At 59.4% G+C, this 19,696-nt stretch carries 12 protein-coding genes and 1 tRNA gene; 9 read left to right on the top strand and 4 right to left on the bottom strand.

Annotated features, from left to right (window positions below):
• Window positions 1-610: 610 nt before the first annotated feature.
• Window positions 611-3,700, top strand: coding sequence for an EAL domain-containing protein (locus IVA75_RS07245; RefSeq protein WP_247282247.1), 3,090 nt, complete (start codon window positions 611-613; stop codon window positions 3,698-3,700).
• A gap of 803 nt (window positions 3,701-4,503) precedes the next feature.
• Here the strand turns inward: IVA75_RS07245 and IVA75_RS07240 are convergent.
• Entirely contained in the window at window positions 4,504-5,232 is a 729-nt protein-coding gene (locus IVA75_RS07240; protein ID WP_247282246.1) for a TetR/AcrR family transcriptional regulator, read from the bottom strand.
• 148 nt (window positions 5,233-5,380) lie between these two features.
• Between IVA75_RS07240 and IVA75_RS07235 the strand changes: the two genes are divergently transcribed.
• The 4 genes from IVA75_RS07235 (at window position 5,381) to IVA75_RS07220 (ending at window position 10,934) form a co-directional block, all read left to right on the top strand.
• A complete protein-coding gene (locus IVA75_RS07235) occupies window positions 5,381-6,574 on the top strand; it encodes a cytochrome P450 (RefSeq protein ID WP_247282245.1) in 1,194 nt (397 codons plus the stop codon).
• Between the two features lie 496 nt (window positions 6,575-7,070).
• Window positions 7,071-7,928: a DUF2130 domain-containing protein gene (locus IVA75_RS07230; RefSeq protein WP_346658408.1), complete on the top strand. Its 858-nt coding sequence runs from the start codon at window positions 7,071-7,073 to the stop codon at window positions 7,926-7,928.
• Between the two features lie 54 nt (window positions 7,929-7,982).
• Window positions 7,983-8,058 (top strand) — tRNA-Ile (locus tag IVA75_RS07225).
• 584 nt (window positions 8,059-8,642) lie between these two features.
• A complete protein-coding gene (locus IVA75_RS07220) occupies window positions 8,643-10,934 on the top strand; it encodes a hypothetical protein (RefSeq protein WP_247282244.1) in 2,292 nt (763 codons plus the stop codon).
• 349 nt (window positions 10,935-11,283) lie between these two features.
• Here IVA75_RS07220 and IVA75_RS07215 read toward each other — a convergent pair whose 3' ends face one another.
• The 3 genes from IVA75_RS07215 to IVA75_RS07205 all read right to left on the bottom strand — a co-directional run bounded on the left by IVA75_RS07215 (window position 11,284) and on the right by IVA75_RS07205 (window position 15,815).
• The gene (locus IVA75_RS07215; RefSeq protein ID WP_247282243.1) at window positions 11,284-11,697 is read right to left on the bottom strand and encodes a hypothetical protein; all 414 of its coding nucleotides are present in this window, start codon (window positions 11,695-11,697) and stop codon (window positions 11,284-11,286) included.
• A 1,025-nt stretch (window positions 11,698-12,722) separates the two neighbouring features.
• Window positions 12,723-14,594, bottom strand: coding sequence for an ATP-binding protein (locus IVA75_RS07210; protein WP_247282242.1), 1,872 nt, complete (start codon window positions 14,592-14,594; stop codon window positions 12,723-12,725).
• Window positions 14,595-14,600: 6 nt separating this feature from the next.
• The gene (locus tag IVA75_RS07205) at window positions 14,601-15,815 is read right to left on the bottom strand and encodes an SIR2 family protein (protein ID WP_247282241.1); all 1,215 of its coding nucleotides are present in this window, start codon (window positions 15,813-15,815) and stop codon (window positions 14,601-14,603) included.
• Between the two features lie 642 nt (window positions 15,816-16,457).
• Here IVA75_RS07205 and IVA75_RS07200 point away from each other — a divergent pair.
• The 4 genes from IVA75_RS07200 to IVA75_RS07185 all read left to right on the top strand — a co-directional run bounded on the left by IVA75_RS07200 (window position 16,458) and on the right by IVA75_RS07185 (window position 19,619).
• Window positions 16,458-16,937: a hypothetical protein gene (locus tag IVA75_RS07200; protein WP_247282240.1), complete on the top strand. Its 480-nt coding sequence runs from the start codon at window positions 16,458-16,460 to the stop codon at window positions 16,935-16,937.
• 84 nt (window positions 16,938-17,021) lie between these two features.
• Entirely contained in the window at window positions 17,022-18,722 is a 1,701-nt protein-coding gene (locus tag IVA75_RS07195; protein WP_247282239.1) for a M48 family metalloprotease, read from the top strand.
• A 69-nt stretch (window positions 18,723-18,791) separates the two neighbouring features.
• Window positions 18,792-18,959, top strand: coding sequence for a hypothetical protein (locus IVA75_RS07190; RefSeq protein WP_247282238.1), 168 nt, complete (start codon window positions 18,792-18,794; stop codon window positions 18,957-18,959).
• Window positions 18,960-19,463: 504 nt separating this feature from the next.
• A complete protein-coding gene (locus IVA75_RS07185; protein WP_346658407.1) occupies window positions 19,464-19,619 on the top strand; it encodes a hypothetical protein in 156 nt (51 codons plus the stop codon).
• The last annotated feature ends 77 nt before the right edge of the window (window positions 19,620-19,696 follow it).

Raw genomic sequence — 19,696 nt, 5'->3', positions numbered from 1 at the left:
CCAAGGCGGCGTCGGTCCGGGCGATCCGCAGGAGCGGAACGCTACGGAGGTGATTTTCACGTCAACGATCCGCCCCGCAAACCATGACCGCGGGATCGCCAGGGTTGCCGGCGGCGGCGCCGACCGCAATGCTATCGATCTCTACGCCGGGCCTCGAGCTCGTCGGTTTGCGCGCTAACCGTCCTGACGACAAGTTGCATCGCAGCCGGTACGCTCTCGTCTCAAAGCGGGCGCAGGCGCTCGATTTGGGCTATCGGGAGCCCGGGTTGGTCCAAATTGGCCGGGTACGAAGCTTCGAACGACTTCTGGCCGCGCTCTATTAAATTAAAATTAAGGACGCCTGGACCGTTCAGCCCAATTTCCAATACATCGTCCGCGGCCGTGCCACGCTTCCGGGGCCCGCTCGCTGTAAGGGCCTGAGGAACTGCTCGGCTTCCGGTCTCAGGACCGACCTTGGATTTTTGAGACGACGGGAAACTGCGCTAGGTTGAGCCTCGCTGCTGCTGAAGAGCTTGCAGTTGCAGCAAGCCATTAAGTCCCGGGATACCAAACGGCTTTACCCGTCGTTCGTCTCTCCCGCCTAAGTTCTGAAGGGGGCAGGACAATCTCGATGGATTTATTCGCGCGACTACGTGCCGCGTTCGCCGTGGGCGATACAACGGATCCGCTCGGTCGTTCGCTGGTCATCGAGCAATTCCGGATTTTGCGAAAGCAGGTTCCAGTTCTCTACGCTGTGCTGCTGGTCGATAGTATCAGTGTAGCCCTGGTCCTCCCCCTAACTGTATCGGCCTGGCTCAGATTCGGCCTGCCAACCGCTCTCCTTGCACTGTGCCTGCTCCGGTTGGTTCAGTGGCTCCGCTTGAAAACGGTCGATGTCACGCCGGAGCAGGCGCACCGTGAGCTCAGGCGAACTCGCGTTGTCGCGGGGCTACTCAATGCGGGCTTTGTTGTCTGGATTCTGGCCCTGTTCGCGACCGTAGATCCCGGTCTGCGCGCGCCCATCGCGTTGCTGGTCTTCATGGGGTGCATCGGCACGGCCTACTGCCTCGGCAGCTTTCCAGCGGCGTCCCTGCTGACCATGCTGATTGCCGGCACCCCAATCGCGACCGTGCTGCTCGTTTCGGGTGACGGGATCATGATCTCGCTCGGGATCAATTTGCTGTTGTTGCTCGTGCTGCTCGGCCGGATGATCAACACCAACTTTCGCTCGTTTGTCCAACTGATCCAAGCTCATAGCAGCCTGATCCAGGAAGGGGAGCGCGCAAGAGCCGCGGAGCAGACCGCGACCGCCGTGGCTGAACGGTTCGATCGGGCCCTTAACAACATGTCCCAGGGCCTATGCTTCTTCGACGATGATCAGCGTCTGATCGTCTGCAATCGGAGGTATCTGGAGATTTACGATCTGGATCCAGAAGCCGTGCGGCCGGGGATGAAGCTGAATGACATCGTCGACCTCAGGTACTCGGCCGGCAGCGCACCGAAGATCTCGAAGGAGCAGTATCTGGTCTGGCGCAATAGTGACCCGGTGATCGCCCAAAACTCAGATACGACCGTCGAGCTGACGAATGGACGGATTGTGCGCATCCGGCACCGCCCCATGGAGGGCAGAGGCTGGGTTGCCACGCACGAGGATATCACGGAGCGGCATCGAACCGAGATGGCTCTTGCCGAAGCGACGGCTGCGGCCGAACAGGCCGAAGCTGCCGCCCGCGCCGCTCACTCCCATCTCACCGAGGCGCTTGAGGTCGTTCCTGAAGGCCTCGCCGTCTTTGACAAGGATGATCGACTGGTCCTTTGGAATAGCCAATACGCGGATTTCTATGCGGCCAGCCAGGAAGCGCTGGCGACGGGAACACCGTTCGAAAGCATCCTGCGGGCTGGGCTGGCGCGGGGGCAATATCCCGAGGCAATTGGGCGGGAGGATGAATGGCTCACCGAACGCTTGGCACGCCATGCTCTGCCAAGATACTCGCACGAGCAGCATCTGCCCGACGATCGCTGGATCCGAGTGGAGGAGCGACGCACGGCTGATGGAGGCAGCATCGGGGTCCGGATCGATATCACCGACCTGAAGCGTCGGGAGGCCTCGTTCCGGCTCCTTTTCGAGGAGAATCCACTGCCCATGTGGGTTGTCGATACAACAACGCGGCAATTACTCGCGGTGAACGCAGCGATGTGCCGGCACTACGGCTATCGGCGCGAGGATCTACTTCTGATGTCCGAGCAGCAGCTGGAGTGCGGACCATCCGATGACCTTGTGGACTTTGAACTGCACAGAATCGCTGGCGGGGATCTCATACAGGTCGCGATCGAGTCTCGTCCGCTCCAGTACGAGGGACGTTTAGCCCATGTTTGCGTGGCGTTCGACATTACCGAGCGCAACCGCGCCCAGGAGAGGATCAGCTATCTGGCCTCCCATGATGTTCTCACCGAGCTGCCCAATCGGACAGCCTTAAATCAGCACCTCTCGGCTGCGCTCGAGCGGGCCGAGGTCACCGGATCCGGCTTCGCCGTGCTGTGTATCGACCTCGATCACTTCAAGGAGATCAACGATCTATTCGGGCATGCGGTCGGAGATGCCGTGCTGCGCGAAGCCTCACGGCGCCTTCAGGAAGCCGCACAAGGCTGCTACGTAGCGCGGGTGGGCGGCGACGAGTTCATCGGCATTACAGAACAAGAGCCGATGTCGGCAAGCGCGGAACTCCTCGCGACCAAGATGCGGGCTGCATTCGAGGATCCGATCGTAGTCGATGGTCATGGTCTGAAGCTGGACCTCTGCGTCGGCGCGGCGCTGTTTCCCAGAGATGCGGATAACATCGTTTCTCTGCTCGCGAACGCGGATGCAGCGCTCTATCGCGCCAAGCACGAGGGCAGGGGCGCGATCCGGCTGTTCACGAGCGCGATGGACCAGCAGCTCCGGGAGCGCCGCGCGCTCGAGCATGACCTGCGGTTCGCCGTCGAACGCGGGGAGCTCTATTTGGATTATCAGCCTCAGCAGCACCGCGATGGGCACACTACCGGCTACGAGGCCCTCGTTCGCTGGCGGCATCCCGATCGCGGAATCATCCCTCCCGGAGAATTCATCCCAGTGGCCGAGCGGAGTGGCTCGATTGCCCAGATCGACGACTGGGTGCTGATGGAGGCCTGCCGTGAGGCCGCATCGTGGGACCAGCCCTTCAGGATCGCGGTCAACGTCTCGGCCGCGCAGTTCCGCAGGGAAAACCTCGATGCACAGGTCCGCAAGGCGCTGCGTGAAAGCGGGCTCGCGCCTGCGCGCCTGGAGGTCGAGATCACCGAAGGCGTCCTGATCGAGGACGTCTCGCGCGCCAAGAGGACGATGCAATCGCTCAAGAGCCTGGGCATCCTGATCGCGCTCGACGACTTCGGGACCGGGTATTCCTCGCTGTCCTATGTTGAGGCATTTCCTCTCGACAGGATCAAGGTCGACCGGTCCTTCGTCGCCTCGTTGGGACAGAGCGAGCGATCATTGGCCATCGTTCGCGCGATCATCGGGCTCGCCCATGGGCTGGGTGTGCCGGTCCTGGCGGAAGGGATCGAAACAAAGGACCAGATGTCATTGCTCATTAAGGAGGGCTGCGACGAGATGCAAGGCTACTTGATCGGACGCCCGCAACGATTTGCGGCCGAGAAAGCTCGTTCATGGCAGAACTCCAAGTCGCTCATTCTGTCGGCGTCATAGAACCTTGCGACATCGCTGCGGAGCCTTATCGGGCGACAATCTCGGTGCCACTGCATTCGGTTTGCATCAGCCTGCCGGGATCGGCGCAGCGCTGCCCGACAGTGCAAACGTAAGGGCAGTTCAGCGGCCACCTACCGGATGACGGTGTGATCTGCCAGTCTGCGGTTCGGTTTCGACCGTTAGGCTTAGAATGGACACAGTGCCATACTGCCATCACGGAGCCGGTGCGGCGGCTTGAAGTCTTCACAGGAGACGCCGGATTGTCGCCACAGCAGTTGTTTGGCTCGCGACGTCAGTCGCGAGAAGCAGCAGGCGGTCATTCCGAAGCTGCCCAAGTAAAGGTTGTGCCGGCCGTGCTGGTCGCAGGGTACCGACCTAAGTGCTTACCGGGAGCGCAAAGCGGCGCGCGGGCAGATAGCGGGATCATCGAGATTGAGGTCGACGGAATCACGATCCGAGCCGGGCGTGGAGCGGATAGGGCGATGATTTCGTCGATTGCCCAGGCGCTGAAGGCGAGCCGGTGATCGCTCCGTCAGGGGCGGTCCGGGTGACGATGGCGACCAAGCTGTGAGGCGGCGCCCAGCGGTGCGCTGCGCTGACCTTTTGCAGGTCGGCCCGATTCAGGGAGACGGTAGTGAGAGATGTCGACGTCTGACGAGGCAGGTCACGCGGACATAAAGAAGGACGAGGGTGAGCGCCGTAGGGCATACAGCAGGGGCCAAGCCGGCGACCGCGGTTGGCATAGAACAGACATGGCCGGGGTTGAGTCTCACAAACCGAGTTGTTGGCTCCGTGCGGCCGATCTAAAGGAAATTGATGATTGAAATTTTCGGCCAGGCGTCCGTCCGCCGCGCGGCTTCGATCTTCGCCGACCAAGCGTCAATGAGATTGCCGAGTACCAATCGGCCGTTGCCACGGATATCCGGCCATTTCATAGTTGGCGTTCCGAGCGGCAGTGAAATCACTCCATGCGCCGCGCAGAGCAGGGCCGTTGCCAGTCGTTGCGTTAGCATCGGCGTTGTCTCCACACCCAGCTCGGAGAGATACTCGCCGGTCGAGGTCACAAAAATCCCAAATCCCCGCCGCGCAATGTCGGTCTGCCCGAAATAGACGCCATCAGGAAAGCGTCTGTCCTCGACCGTCCCAGCCATCGAATAGAGCGAGCGGAAGTGATCGGGGTTGTCGACCCAGTAGTCGATATAGGTCTCCATGACACGCCGCAGCCGGGCCTCGCTGTTGGAATGTCGCGCGCGGACGCGCTCGAGCCGATCCGCCATTTCCTCAAGATTCCGTTCTTTGACCGCCAGCAACAGAAGTATCTTGGTCGGGAAGTACTTGAGGACCGTGCCCTTCGAGTAGCCAAGCGCGTCAGCAATCTTCTGGATTGACACAGTTTCGAGGGTGCCCGTCGCGAATTCCCTGCGCGCAGTTTCAAGGATGCGTACCTGCAACGCCTGCTTGTCGGCTTCCTGGCGCGCGCGGCGCTGAAACCGCCGCGCGCTCTCGGGATTTCCTGACCGCTTGATCGACATTTTCCGAATCTCCGCCGGTCTCTCCTTGCCGCTACGTCACTGGAATCACAAGCAAAGAAAGATCGTTCATTCACGGCTTGCCACGCTTAAGATAAATGACTATGGTCAATTAACTAGAAACGACAGACAGTAGGAGGAAGCAGTGGGGATGTTGGCGCTCGATCATGCCTGCAGTGACTTCGATCCGTTCGGCGCGGATACCCGCGCCGATCCATACCAGGCCTATGTCGAGCTTCGCGCCGCGGGGCCGATCATCCGTCTTGAGAAGTACGGCATCTTCGCCGTGCCCAGGTTCGCCGAGGTCAAGGCAATCTTCGCCGATCATGTGAACTTCAGTAATGCCGGCGGTGCCGGACTAGCCAACTACTTCAAGGAAAAGCCCTGGCGCCCGCCGAGCATCGTCCTTGAGGCGGATCCGCCGCTGCATACGCGCACCCGTAAAGTGCTGGCGCGGATCATGTCGCCTGGCGCTATGCGGAAGTTGGAAGATGCGTTCAAGGCCAAGGCCGTCGCGCTGGTCGATGACCTCGTCGAAAAGGGGTCGTTCGATGCGATCCGCGATCTTGCAGAAGTGTTCCCGCTGACCGTGTTCCCGGACGCACTCGGCATCGACAATGAGGGCCGCGAAAACTTCCTGACCTATGGCGCGATGGTGTTTGCCGGCATGGGGCCGGAGAACGACTACTTCCGAAGCCTGATGGCCCATGCGCCCAAGGTGCTGCCCTGGGTCGCCGCGAAATGCCTGCGGCAGGCGTTGGCTCCCGGCAGTTTCGGGGCGCAGGTCTATGAGGCGGCGGATACCGGCGAAATCACAGAGGAAGAGGCGCCGCTGCTTGTCCGATCCTTTCTCTCGGCCGGACTGGATACTACCATCAGTGCCATCGGCATGGCGCTCTACAGCCTTGCCCGTCATCCCCAGCAGTGGGCCATCCTGGCCGCCAATCCGTCGCTGGCGCGCGCGGCGTTCGACGAGACCCTGCGCTACGATTCGGCGGCGCCGTATGTATTCCGGACCACGGCGCGCGAAACCGAAGTCGCTGGCGTGCCGATCGGCAAAAACGAGAAGGTGTTGCTGCTGATTGCATCGGCAAATCGCGACGACGCGCGGTGGGAGCGAGCCGATCAGTTCGACATCACCCGGCGCGTCGCCGGGCATATCGGGTTCGGTACCGGCATCCACGGCTGCGTCGGTCAGATGGTCGCACGGCTCGAAGGCGAAGCCGTACTGGCAGCTTTGGCTGGGCGTGTCGCATCGATTGAGATAGCAGGCGAGCCACTCTACCGGGACAGCAGCGGATTGCGTGCGCTCAGCTCGTTACCAGTGCGCGTTGTCACGCAGTAGGCGCGGCTGGTCGCGCCGGGGCTCACGTTAGCGGCCGCCAAGCCTAGGCGAAGTCCGCTAGAACCGACCTAATTCCAACACCGGATCCGGTGGTTACTGCTTCTCGTCGCCTGCAACGATGATGACGGGGGAACAAGGAATATTGAGAGGGCAACACTCGCTGCTAGGCGCAACCGTTTGACTTCAAAGGCATTTTCCATTCGCATAACATAGATTATGGAATATTTCGACGGATCCGCGCGTTCGGATTTCAGATTTTGAAGCCCACAGGTGGAAATCCCATGTGGACACGCACATTCCGCTCTGGCGCCGACACACCAATACGGTTCAATCGCGACTCAGCGACGAATGAGATCAACGCGATGAGCTTCAAAGCGGCGGCCACGAATGGCGCATACGAGCCTACCTTACATTGTCCGAACTGCAATCACGAAATTCGACTGACGGAATCGCTTGCCGCGCCGCTCCTCGAGCAAACCCGCCGGCGGAGTTGGACTTGACCATCGAAAAGCGCGTTCAAGCGTCCGTTGCAACGGTTCAGACCAAGGCCAGGCAGGAAGCCGACGACGCTGCCAGGCTTCGCGTTGCCGAAAAGGATCAAACGATCGAGTCGATGGCACGTACGATCGAGGAACTCAAGCGCAAGGCGGAGCAAGGTTCGCAACAGGCCCAGGGCGAAGTCCTCGAATTGGAACTCGAAGAGCTTTTGCGCAGCCGTTTCCCGACGGATATCATAGAACCAGTCGGCAAAGGCGAGCTTGGCGCCGACGTCATCCAGCAGGTCAACGGCGCCGTCGGGCAGCCGGCAGGCATAATCCTATGGGAGACGAAACGTACCAAATCGTGGAGCGACGGTTGGCTGGCGAAGCTCAGGGATGACCAACGGCGATCGGGCGCCGACGTATCGCTCATCATCTCGCACGCGCTACCCAAACACATCGAACAATTCGATTTGATGGATGGCGTGTGGGTCGCTCATCCTCGGTGCGCCCTCCCCGTTGCGGTGGCGCTGCGTCAAGCGCTAGTCGACGTATGCGGTGCACGGCTCGTGCAACAAGGCCAGCGGACGAAGATGGAGCAAGTCTACGACTATTTGACCGGCACCAGATTCCGGCAACGTGTCGAAGCAGTCATCGAGAAATTCAACGACATGAGAGACGACCTCGACAAGGAACGCAAGTTTATGGGTCGCCAATGGGCTAAACGCGAAACACAGATTGTATCTGTGATAGATTCGACCGTCGGGATGGTGGGCGACCTCCAAGCGATAGCCGGCAAGTCGATGCCGGAGATACCGAGTTTGGCGCCTCCCTTGCTAGAAGGCGGTGACGAGTCCGAACGCAAGGCAAGCTAGTTTTCACTAGACGATTGCCTCCCTTCCCTGCGCGTCACCAAGACGATTGGGAACGGGCCTGTAGCTCAATGGTTAGAGCCGGCCGCTCATAACGGTCTGGTTGCAGGTTCGAGTCCTGCCGGGCCCACCAGTAAGTAAGATCAAGAGAGAGAGAGAGAGAGAGAGGAGAGAGGAGAGAGGAGAGAAGAGGGAGTATCGGTTCGCGGCGGCACTGACTCGGATTCGCACGCTTTGACTCTTGCAAGGGTGCTTCTTCGGGAATCCTTAGAGTCCACACCATCTAAGGGTACCCATCACTGTCTCCTTGTTCTTTCGTCACCGTCTGTCTTTCACCCCTCGTTGAGCCCGGCCAATCCGACGCCGAAAGTCTGGGCTCCGGTGACCGGTGCGCGCTTCCGTGCGTCTCAACACCCAATTTTCCCGTGGATTGCAGAGGCAGTTGCTTGAGTTGTGAGAACTGCGGAAGTACAACCGGCTGTTCCTGATATTCCGATTTGGAGAAGACAGCGACTTCGGCTCGATAGTGGACCCTCGTTGTTTCGTATTCCGAGTTGGTTGCGGCCACGGGGAAAACGTGTCCCCTAATAAAATGTCCCTTACCGTAGGTAGGGAAACGAAACGCCCCGGCGCTACTCGCTCCGGGTGAAATAACAGAAGGCTCGCGGCGGGCTCCGGCCCGCCGCGAAATCGATAACCGAACGAAACGTGAAAATCATGACTACAGTCTTCGTCGCGTATGCCTCTGGCAACGAATTCCACGCTGATATCATCAAGAAGGCTTGTGAGGCGGCGAGCACTCCTGACCGCAAGGTCGTCCCTTGGTGCGATCTCGACACGTCTGGTTCTCCGATCGCCCGGTCTGTCGAAAGCTGGGTCGAGGACGCCGATTCGTTCGTGGCCGACGTCTCCAAGGTCAATCACAACGTCACCTATGAGCTGGGGTTTGCGATCGGCCTTAGGTTGCCCACCCGACTGATCCGCTCCACACATGAGAACTTTCAGGCCGTCCGCGACATCGGGCTTGTCGATACCCTTGGGTACGACGGCTACGACTACGAACGAGCCCTCACCAAGGTCCTCAGCAAAGCTGACGAGACGTCACGATGGGGCGACGTGGCCAAAAACAAGGATCAGCCGCTCTTCATCTTGCAGCCCCCGACGCCGACCGACTGGACTTTGCGCACGACGAGCGCCGTCAAGAAAATCGCGCGTATCAAGTTCAGGAACTTCAATTCGGCGGAGATCAGCCGTCTAAACGCCAGCGAGGCGTATGAGCAGGTCGCGAGCTCTTTCGGCGTGATCGCGTTCTGGATGGACGGCAGTTCAGACGAGGCAATGCGCAACAATCAGCGCGCCGCCTTCATCTACGGCATCGCCCAAGGCCGTGGGACCCCCGCTCTTCTCATCGCGCATGAATCTCTCTCCCTGCCGCTCGATCTCCAGGATAAGGCGGACCGGTGGTGGAAGCTTGATGACCTTGACACCCTGATCAATTCGTTCAGAACGAGCGTCGCCGATGCGCAGAACGAGTTCGTGTCTGTGAAGCCCCAGAACGGGGGATTGCTCAAACGTCTGAGTTGCGGAGATCCAGTCGCCGAAAACGAGGCGACGGCCCTTGCAGACCATTTCCTCGAGACCGACGCCTACCGCAGAACGCTCAAAGGCGAAGCGAACGTCCTCGTCGGCCGAAAAGGGAGCGGCAAGACGGCCGTGTTCCTTCAGGTCCGAGATCGCACCAGAGCGAGGAAGGAGAATATCGTCATCGACCTGATTCCCGATGGGCATCAGCTTGTGAAGATGAAGGAGTTCATTCTCGACAAACTTAGCCGCGGGACGAGGAAAGAGGTTATTGCCGCATTCTGGGAATACGTCCTCTGGCTTGAGATCGCGTACAAGCTTCTCGAGAAGGATCACGTAAAGGCTTCTAGGGATCCGAGGCTGCTGGCCGGCTATAGCGAGTTGAAAAATCTGTTTGACGCGCGCGTCGACACCGGCGTCGGCGACTTCTCCGAGCGCCTCAAGCGGCTTTCCCAGAACGTGATCGACCGTTTCGGGAGCAGCGGCATCGTCAACGACGACCTCCAGCAGATCGACTCGAGCAAGGTGCTCGAAGCGATCTACGGTCAGGACGTGCGGTCTTTGCGCGAGAAAGTTCTCGGATACCTAAAACTGAAGGGCGTCGTGTTCTTCCTGTTCGACAATCTCGATCGCTTCTGGACGCCCGGTGGCTTCACAGATGACGATGCGCTGATCGTCATCGGGCTGGCCGAGTCGATGCAGGAGATTGCGCGCAAGTTCAATCGCAAGAACCTGGACTTCTACTGGGCCATCTTCGTTCGAAGCGACGTCTATGAGTTCTTGGTTCACGGAATGGCGGACTACGGCAAGCTCGCGGTTCAAAGTCTGGAGTGGACCGATCGAGCCTTGATGAAGACGTTGTTCGAGGAAAGGCTCCGCTCCAGCGCGGCGAACCTTACAGAACCTTGGCCGACCATTTGGTCCAGGGCCTCGGTCGCGATCGTCAAGGGCAAGCCAGTCCTGGACTTCCTAATCGACGGCAGCTTGATGCGGCCGCGGTACCTTATCAGGCTCTTCGAGACCGCCCGCCGTCGCGCATTGACCTTCGGTCGTGACCGAATCGAGGAGGAGGACTACTGCCAGGCCCTGACTGAGCTGGGCTGGCAGGTCCTCGAGGACCTCGACCGCGAGATTTCGGACCTCGTCGCGAACGGGGCCAGCCTGCTGTTCGAGATCGTACAGCAGAAGAACGAGCTCACTCGCGGGAAGATCAAATACATCGCTGGCCGGAAAATCCCGAACGCCGATGACGTGAACAAGCTCATCGACGTTATGCTCTGGAACGGTAGCTTGGGCGTGCTCGACAACGGTTCGCCCAGATACATTTTCGATGTGGGTTACAAGCGGCAGTATCTCGCCTCGCTCATCCGGGACAACGACAACGCCGAATTCGTTCTTCATCCGACGCTTGTGGCCACAGGTGGTTAAAAGGCTCAGTTCCCGTAAACCCTGGTCTGCGCTTCGACTGAGGCAATAGCCAACGCGTCCCGCTAATCCGGTGCCGCCAGTTCAGCGCCCGGATTTCGGCTTGGCGGGTTTGGTCTTGCGGAATCGCTTTTTGGACGATCCCGGCTCGCCTTTCCGGATCAGCCGGCTGCCGGATTCACGCTCCTCCTTGAAGACTCGAAAGGCAGCTTCTTCCGCCGGCGACAACGGCGGTCTGGGCGCGGTGTCGTTGGGTGAAGCACGATTGCTTGGGTCTGCGTGATCGCGACAACATCGTCAAACGTGCGCCAGAGCCAGCTTCCGGCGTCGTTTCACAGTCAGTGAGCGCGGATTAGCCGTGCAGCACGCCGGCGACGTCATCTTCCGCCGCAGCGACCACGCGCGCGGGCTCGTTAATCAACCGGTCCTGCGGACGCTTGCTGCCAAGGTAACTGTTGATCGACGCGAACCAGTAGGCGAGGCCCCAGTCGTCCTTTCGTCCGCGAAATGCGGCGAGCACTGCCGCGAGGGCCTCGACTGGCCGATGGTTGGTTGAAGGGTCCAAAGCGTAGCCGGGGAAGTAGTCCACACCTCGATGGGGCACGGCGAAGATCCGCCCGTCTTCCTTCCATTTTGTCGGCTGGTCACTTGGGTTCGTAGCGCTGAAACCCGAAATCTGGGCGATCTGCGCCGCGGTCAGCCAGTCACCGCTTTCAAGCACTGCGTTGCGCGCTTCTGCGGTCATACGGACTTCGACTTCTTTCATAGAAAAACCGTCCATTCAGCGCAGTAAGGCGCGCTTTCCGCTTTGCACATCGAGGCGATGCCTTAATGTTAGCATAAACGGTCCTATTCCGTGCGAAGACGATGCAATTCTCCGACTTGTCGCTCTGGGCCCGTCCCGCGGACCGCCCGACTAGAGGCGGTCACTTGATGATCGAAGGCTACGCGGAAACCATGCTGGAATTCCTTGGATCAGGCCCGGCTTATTGGTGCGCCATCTCCCATCGCGACAATCATCGAAATTGGGGTCAATTTTCCGCAGCGGATCTTCGCGTAATTGACTTTATGCGAACCAAGCACGGCCCGCTCGTCGCAGACTTGTCGTTTCTCGTTGTGCTCCACGCTGGATTTTGGCACTGGCTGGACCCGACTTTGGCACTGAGCGGTTTAATGTCCTCTCGCCTGATCGTCGATGGACGGTCGCGCGTCGGACCATTCCCGCACTGGGCTCAACCCAGTCTGGCGACCTTTCTCCAACTCGCGAGATCGGCGGTACCGGCACTGACTTACGGTGCGGGAGCGACGGCTCCACCGGCGGCCAGACCGCCGGTAGGCGGGCAAGATCCGCCATCAAGGTTCCTCTTCTCTGAGCGACCGTACCTTAAGCAGACGCCAGCGAAACCTGATGCCGGCGTCGGCAGATGGTGGTCAGCAACCGAGGTTGGCCCCCGGCCAAGGGCTGCCGCTCTTGGGTCGGCATCCATCGTCGCCAGCGGGCACCTCCTCCGGCCCGGGTCACGTCACCCCGTCGCTCCAATCCGCCGCTCCAAAGTTCGGTCGAAGGGGCGGTCCGCGTAGCGTCAAAGTTTTGCGCACTGATAATTGGGCTTAATATTGGCATTCAAGTATTGGCCCTTTGAGTCTGCGTGTTGCAACTCTTGATATCTCCACTCTTCGACAGCGTAATATACGTACGTCTCACCGGACTTTAGAAACCGCACGTGAAGTTCCTGTGTCTCAACGTCGTAACCGAATGCTTCGATGTTAGTGGAGTCGATAAAAATCATTTCAGGCATTTGCCTGCCCCTCCCCATCTTCGTCCTGGTCATTCTCAACTTCAACAGATGTTGACTGAGCACGCCAATTCGCGAGCGCCTGCGTATACAGGTCGCCGTTTGGACGATCCGGTACTTGCCATACGTCGGGGAGCTTTGGATCGTCGCCGACGGGTTTCTGCTTGGCCTTGCGCACTCTGACGCGCGACGGGATCGGCATCACCTCGCCCAGGAAGACCCCCTCGCCCGTCCGCAGCGAAGGCAACTGGTCCACCAGTCCGCCCAGGTCGTCAGGCACCGCTGCTGAGACCTTGGCGCGGTCCGCCGAATTGGTAAGCCGCAGCGCAATCATGGAGCCACACTGACTTAGAATTGCGCTGTCAATCTCGGATGGGCGCTGCGTGACCAGCATGAGGCCAGTCCCGTATTTCCGGCCTTCTTTTGCGATCATCGACAAAGTGCGATGGGCGGGCGTGTCAACGCCTTCCGGAACGAAGCGATGCGCCTCATCGAGCACCACAAGAAGCGGCTGCAGCCGCCCGCCGATAGGGAGGTCCTGCGCCCAAAACAGCATGTCGTAGACGATCCGGAGCATTGTGCCGACGATGGTTGGAAGAACCTCCGACGGCAGTCCCGAGACGTCGAATATCGTTATCGGCTTGTCGTGTCCGACCCAGTCCCTGACAAGTGTGTTGAGGTCGTTCGCGACCTCTCCATTCAAGTCGGGCTCGTAGCCTCCGCCGGGCGAGAAAAGGAACGAAAAACGGGCGTCCTTGAGGCGACTTCGCATGAGGTCGAGCTGCCGCTCAAGGTTGCGTTTTTTCTGATTCTTGTAAGGCGCCTGATTATATGGACTGGCTGCCGGATACCGGTCCGACCGGAGCAGCATCGCGTCTCCGACTTGCTCCGGAGGATGAACGTTGGCGTCGGTCTGGTTCGCGCTGACGGGGAACGTCATCCTTTCGAACTTGTCGAGTTCGTACCACAGCTTCTTGATGCTGAACGGCACCGGGGTGTCCGCCGTCAGTGTTTCGGGCGGCGGCGGCACCGCGAGATGCGCGGCCGCGGCCACCTTCATATCCAGCACCTCGTCGCGAATCGTGGCCTCGTGGTTGGGCTGAAGGCCGCCTAGTGTGAGTTGCTGAAGTTCGACAAATGGAAGTGCCCAGAACGGCACCCAAAGAGCCTTTTCACCGGCCGCCTCATTCGGCCGAATGCGAAACACTCGCGCACGATCGCCCAGCGCGGTGGCATATTCGCCGTGCGGATCGATGACGATCGCGCGCGCATTCGGCAGACTTCCGTCAGAAACAGTCTCCAGGAGAACGGTGACGAGATTGGATTTTCCGGCGCCGGTTGAGCCGACGATGGCGCTATGGCGGCTTACAAGGCCGGCAACGCTGATGTCGGCCGATATTCCCGACACCGCAGCGATGCGCCCAACCGAAATCGTGCCTTTCTTGCCCTTAGCCCAGCCATAAATGACCTTCAGGTCATCGTTGGTCACCAAGTGCACTTCATCTCCGACAGTCGGGTATTGACCCACGCCACGTTCAAATTCGCCGCCGAGGGCCTCGCCGAACAGCACGATCGTCATCCAGCGATAACCGGAGAGATGAAGCTGCATGTCATCTTCGAGCGCGGCACCGAACGCTTTCTCCGCACTGCCTGGCGGGGCGGCATCGGCACCGATCTGCGTACATACGGCGTAAAGGTTTGTGTACCCCAGGGGCACCCTGAAAAACCCGCCAATTTGCCCGACGCGATACGACTCGCCGCCGATCATGACGAGAGTCGACGGCATGTCCTCGCGCAGGCGCACACGGATGATCGCGCCCGTTACGGACGCGATCTGACCGATGTACGTGGGGTCGCCGAGCGGCATAGGTCGTCAACCCGCCATTGAATCGAGGAAGTTACAGAAGCGAGCGAAGTCGCCTATTTTCATCAGCCCTGTCTTGGACGTTTCCGGAACTCCGGCGGCGGTTGGAGTCTCCTGGAGTTCGAATACGCCATCCATGAATGCGGGGGTGTCGGAGGGATACCAGTTCGCGCGGCGTCCCCCGATCACGCCGGTTTTCGGACCGACCACGATCAAGTTCGAGCGCTGATAGGCGCGCTTGATCAGGACGCTGTCCTCCGAAAGCTCCTCGAACTGCAAGGCATAGACGTGGGTGCGTGGTCTATTTTCCAAGGCTCCGAAAATCAGGTTGTTGATGTGTTCGTCGCCAAAGCTGAATCCAGCCACGATCAGCAGCGCATCGTCTTGTTCGAGAAAGCGGGTCAATCTGTCCACGAAAGCCGCATACGGCTGCTGCCGCGATTCGTCGTATTTCTGGGATGACGGCAGGATCATTTCGCCAGCGAGGTCGGGATCGCCGCGGACGACGCGCATGCGCCCATCCTGCTCGATGCGTCGCCACGTGACCGAGCCGTGCATCTTCCACAGGCGGGTCCAATGTGGTCCTGGTGCCGTTTCGGCTCGGCGCAAGCTGTCTGCGAGAAAGAAGGGCTGATAACTTCCGACGAAACCGTCGAAGACGGGAACACGCTCGGACTCGAGGCCGTGCTCGATGAGAACGTCGTAATTCACGGTAAAAATCTCGACACAGGCTTTCCGAGACGTCTTCGCAAGCCACCGCGCCAATTTCCGATGCGGAAAGTCTGTGGGAAGCCCCTTTAGATCGGGCGTGACGAGCCTCGCGATCGTTTTTCGCACTGATTCCTCGAGCTTCTCCAGCTCATCCGTCTTCAGGCCGGACAGCGTATCGTCCTTACCGATCGCGTTGAGCATCATCCTCAAGCGCGAAAGAATGTTCTCAACGTGCGGGTCCTGCTTGGCTTCGACGCACTGGGCCTCCATCAAGGCCCACGCCTTTGCGTATTTTTCGCCCAGGTCGGCACCATCCTTCTTGCATGCAGCCGTGAGGCCGGGCACCGCGGGTATCAGCGGCTGCGCTGGTGCGCCGTCGCCGGTCGGCACCCTGACCGAGCACGAGGTGCCCGCACCAAAAAAGAATGCTATCGGCTTGTCGTGCCGCGCCAGATGGTCCCTCAAATCGGTGAGCGTCTTCTGCGCGTCGTGCGACTGTTGCTCCCCGTTCATGCTGGGCCCCCTGTCGTGACCGGAAGGTTTTGAGGTGATGCCGGAGGACGCGCCTCGCCCGGCGATCGTGCTCACTGGGATTGAGAATGCTTGGCCGGAGTGCGAAATCCGCGAATCAGCCGTTGTATCCTAGACGAGAAAACAAGTGTTTTGGCAACTCGTACGTAATCGCCGCTTTGGAGAGCCAATCACGTCGCGCCAACGCAGAGACCGGTGTTCGACATCAACGCCCGTCACGCCACGCACCACCGGCACTCCTGCATCGGCGCACGCCCCGGACCCAGGCTATCTTTTGGTCGGCTCACGCGCACTGATGATCTAGGCCAAAGGGCTCGACATTGAGAGGCGCACACGCATCGCGAGGCCATGCTCGACGCCGTGCTCTCTAACATCGACCGGCTTGTGCTGGCCACGAAGTTCTAGTGCATGTATAGTGTGGCGAACCACGTTTCGGTCCGACATGATGGTCGCCCTGCCGGGTCAAGAGGAGGACCACATCCCCGAACCAAGGCGTCGCTCGCCTTGGTGCACATCGCCAGCGGCAGCCCCGGGCTTTTTTCGTAGTTTCAACTTCCGGTCGTCCTCCTTTCGTGCATAATCGACCTCATCGTTTTTTCGGCTTCGGTCTTGGCGGATTACATAATGGCATATTCGAGCGCGGATTATTCGGCTCTGGAGCTTCAGCTAGGTCAAGCACTTGTCGAGGCGGTAGCGCCCGAGGAGATGGAGTTTTTTGAGGCTATTGCCGCCGCACCGAAGTCATCGGGAAAGAAGCGCGATCATGCTTTGGGCTTCGGGGTACCAACCGGCGAGGATCTGGGATCAATCTCGGCTGCACTCTTGGTCCTGTGCAAGCCGCTTCTTACCTTCCTCTGGGAAAATGCGAAGGACGCTTCTGGGCTACTCATCAAAGATCTGAGTGAACAAGCTCGGCTGGCACTGGAGAAGCATTTGGGCGAGTGGTTTGTGCGCCGCTTCAAGAAGCCCCGACCCGTTACAATTTCGTCGGATAAAGTCGACGAACTCGTTGCTAAACTCCGGAACGATGCCGCCTCACTTAATTTGGACGAGGCTGCACTCTCACGTCTGACAAATACATTGCGTGATGGTCTTCAACCGTAGCCGGCCGCTATGCCGTGCAGGGTCAACCCAAATAATCTGCCAAGTGGAACGAACGTCTACTTCCTTATCCTGCTCATAACGTCAATGATGATCGCTTTTTGGACTGGCCAGTTCTTGCCGGGCCTAGATTACTTCACGACCCCTTTTGTCGCTCAATTTCAGCCCGGTCTGTATTCCGTAGGTAATGGCGTTTACGGCCTCGCTATTCTGAGCGTTCTTACGACCGTTCTCTTCATCTACCACTCGCGCAGACAACGAATTGTCTTCGGAGCTTACCAAGAACTCGGCATGCACAGTCGAGCTCGCGATGCCATCCAGGATTTGTCCAACCGAGCCGACGTAAAGATCGATCTCCTACTTCACGACAGAGACATTCACAATACTGACGCGGTCGCATTTGGCTTTCGCGGATCGCGAACTATCCTGATGGGACAGGGCGTGCTGCTATTATGTCTGCGACGGCCGTCCAACTTTATGGCGCGGATTGCTCACGAGCTTGCGCACTTCAAGAATGGGGACGTCAAGTACGCCTTTATTTCACGCTCCTTGCTTCAAGCCAATCTTGTGTTGATGGGGATCGTCATCCTTTGGCTCTTGATCCACCCCGCCCGAGTCGTGTTGATGCAATACGACCTTTTCACGTCGCCAATGGGCGTACCGGGGGCGACGCCCAAGCTGTTCCTTAGCATGCACGGCCTGAGGTGGGCTCGTTACTGGAGTGATCAGGCGACCGGCGCGCTCGTCATAACCATCCCAGTCTTTGCTTTTTGGACTCTCCTGTTGTTTCTGGAATATCGGTCGCTTCTTCGTACCCGCGAAATCCTGGCGGACGCGCGAGCTGCGCGATGGGTGGGTGAGGACGCCTTGATGGAAGCCCTCAGCGGAAGGAAACCGCCGCCAGCACCTTCATTACGGGATCGCTTATACGAGATGTTCAGCGCTCATCCATTGGTGTCACGACGCATGAACGCGACGCTGCGCCCTCAGGAGGTGCTTGACCCGAGCTTTCTGCGCTTTCTGTTTCTCGGATATGTCTTCTGCCTGGCTAACTACCTGATCTCAAACGTCGCCGACGTCCTGGCGATTTTAAGTCCTGTCTATAGAGATCTGATAAAGCAGGGCGATGGCATGCGCGCGGCGCTGTCGGTCTTATTGTTCGAGCAGCCGATTGCATCGATCATCTATCTGGTTGTGCTTTTCGCTTTTTCGACGAGCTACATGATTATCGTTGCGACCCTGCTGAGGTCAGGTCTGACCCAGAAGATTGCCGGCCGCCCCCATTGGAAATGGTTCCTGACCACCGTTATTCAAATTTCTCTTGTAGCGGCGGGCAACGTTGCGGGCGACGCGTTCCATCCGTACGGCCAAACGGCCCAGTTGCAACTGGCAAGCAACGTTATGCTCGGACAATCGGTTGGCAAATTGTTCTTCAATCCCATCGATATGCAAGACATCCTGAATCAGGCTCAGATGTGCGGCATACTTTTTGGAACTGCGACACTATTCTGGTTGGAGGCAGGCTTCATTCTGCGAGGTTCGCGCTCGAAGGCCATCAAAGCCTGGCAATGGGGTACTCTGATGGTCTTCACGTTCCTGTCTGTCTTTCAGCCCGCGGCAATACTTTGGTCAATTCGTAACTATCCCGACTTTGCCAATCCTATGTTTTTCATTATGGGCACCGTGCAAACTTTTCTGTACCTTGCGATTACTCTGACAATTGCGCGGATCATGCGAGGTCGCCGGCGCACAGAGGAGCAAAGCCCAAGTTGGCTCCTCGCGGCCTAGTCACGCGGGTATGGCGCTGACGGCAGCGTCGTCGATCAGCCCTACCAGCCTCGCCTGGGCGAAGGCGTCGTGCGCTGCTACATGGCGGGCGCTCGCCGCGCCGGCTTCGGCCATCACAAGGTCAAGGCTCAGACCACCGACCGGGTCATCCGCAAGCTGATCGCCGGCGGGCACCTCAGGACCGAAACCGTGATCAACCCGATCAACCGGTGCCCCACCCGTCATCGTCACCGCTGAGGAGGTCAAGCGGTTCGAGCGCGAGTTCGTGAAGAAGGAGCTCGAGGCCGCCGGCGTGAAGCCGGCCCTGGATCCGGAGCAGATCGGGGCGACGATCTATCGCCGAGCCCGGATCGACGCATTGATTCGTTATGCATCCGAGGAATCCACTCGGACGCCTCTTGCAAGCAGCTTCGAAGCCGCGTGTAGCCTATTGCCCGTATCCGGGACAAAGCCGCCACCAACCAACACCGCGACGAAGCGGTTATCGCCACTTCATGCCTCTCCCGTTGCCGCCCACGTCCTCACGGTCGCTCTTGTCGTGAGTAAGTCCCGCAGCGCGAACGCGCAAGGCATCCAGCCATCTCCCCGGGGGGCTCTCGCCCGGACCCACCGTTGCGCGCCCGCTCGTTTCTGCCGGCCTCTGAAAGCTCCCGACCGGCCGCGAAGGGCGTGGCCGGAAAACCAACGGGAGGCGACAAACATGAAATGCAAGCGGAAAACCAATGCCCTCACGGGGTCTCCGTGGTGGACGGTGAAGGCGACAACGCCTTCTGGACCAAGATTGGCGCCGCGTGGGAACACAAGGACGGCAAGGGCTTCAACATCCTCCTGACCGCGATGCCGCTCAACGGCCGCCTCGTGATCCGCCAGCCGAAGCCGGTCGAAGACCAGCGGTAGGCGCTGGTCTCAAGCGCACGAATCTCAGGTAAGGCACTATCACAGGTTGATATCGTTCTTCAGCCTGTTAGGCTGCT

The organism is Bradyrhizobium sp. 134 (assembly GCF_023074155.1).
GTDB lineage: Bacteria > Pseudomonadota > Alphaproteobacteria > Rhizobiales > Xanthobacteraceae > Bradyrhizobium.
The sequence above is the reverse complement of the archived record's forward strand: the minus strand, read 5'-3'. Positions and strand labels throughout refer to the sequence as shown.

Bases quoted from the DNA above. Each gene is read 5' to 3' on its own strand.
- IVA75_RS07215 (WP_247282243.1), bottom strand. From the start codon at position 11,697: ATGAAAGAAGTCGAAGTCCGTATGACCGCAGAAGCGCGCAACGCAGTG.
- IVA75_RS07245 (WP_247282247.1), top strand. From the start codon at position 611: ATGGATTTATTCGCGCGACTACGTGCCGCGTTCGCCGTGGGCGATACA.
- IVA75_RS07195 (WP_247282239.1), top strand. From the start codon at position 17,022: ATGATGATCGCTTTTTGGACTGGCCAGTTCTTGCCGGGCCTAGATTAC.
- IVA75_RS07200 (WP_247282240.1), top strand. From the start codon at position 16,458: ATGGCATATTCGAGCGCGGATTATTCGGCTCTGGAGCTTCAGCTAGGT.
- IVA75_RS07220 (WP_247282244.1), top strand. From the start codon at position 8,643: ATGACTACAGTCTTCGTCGCGTATGCCTCTGGCAACGAATTCCACGCT.
- IVA75_RS07240 (WP_247282246.1), bottom strand. From the start codon at position 5,232: ATGTCGATCAAGCGGTCAGGAAATCCCGAGAGCGCGCGGCGGTTTCAG.
- IVA75_RS07210 (WP_247282242.1), bottom strand. From the start codon at position 14,594: ATGCCGCTCGGCGACCCCACGTACATCGGTCAGATCGCGTCCGTAACG.
- IVA75_RS07235 (WP_247282245.1), top strand. From the start codon at position 5,381: ATGTTGGCGCTCGATCATGCCTGCAGTGACTTCGATCCGTTCGGCGCG.
- IVA75_RS07205 (WP_247282241.1), bottom strand. From the start codon at position 15,815: ATGAACGGGGAGCAACAGTCGCACGACGCGCAGAAGACGCTCACCGAT.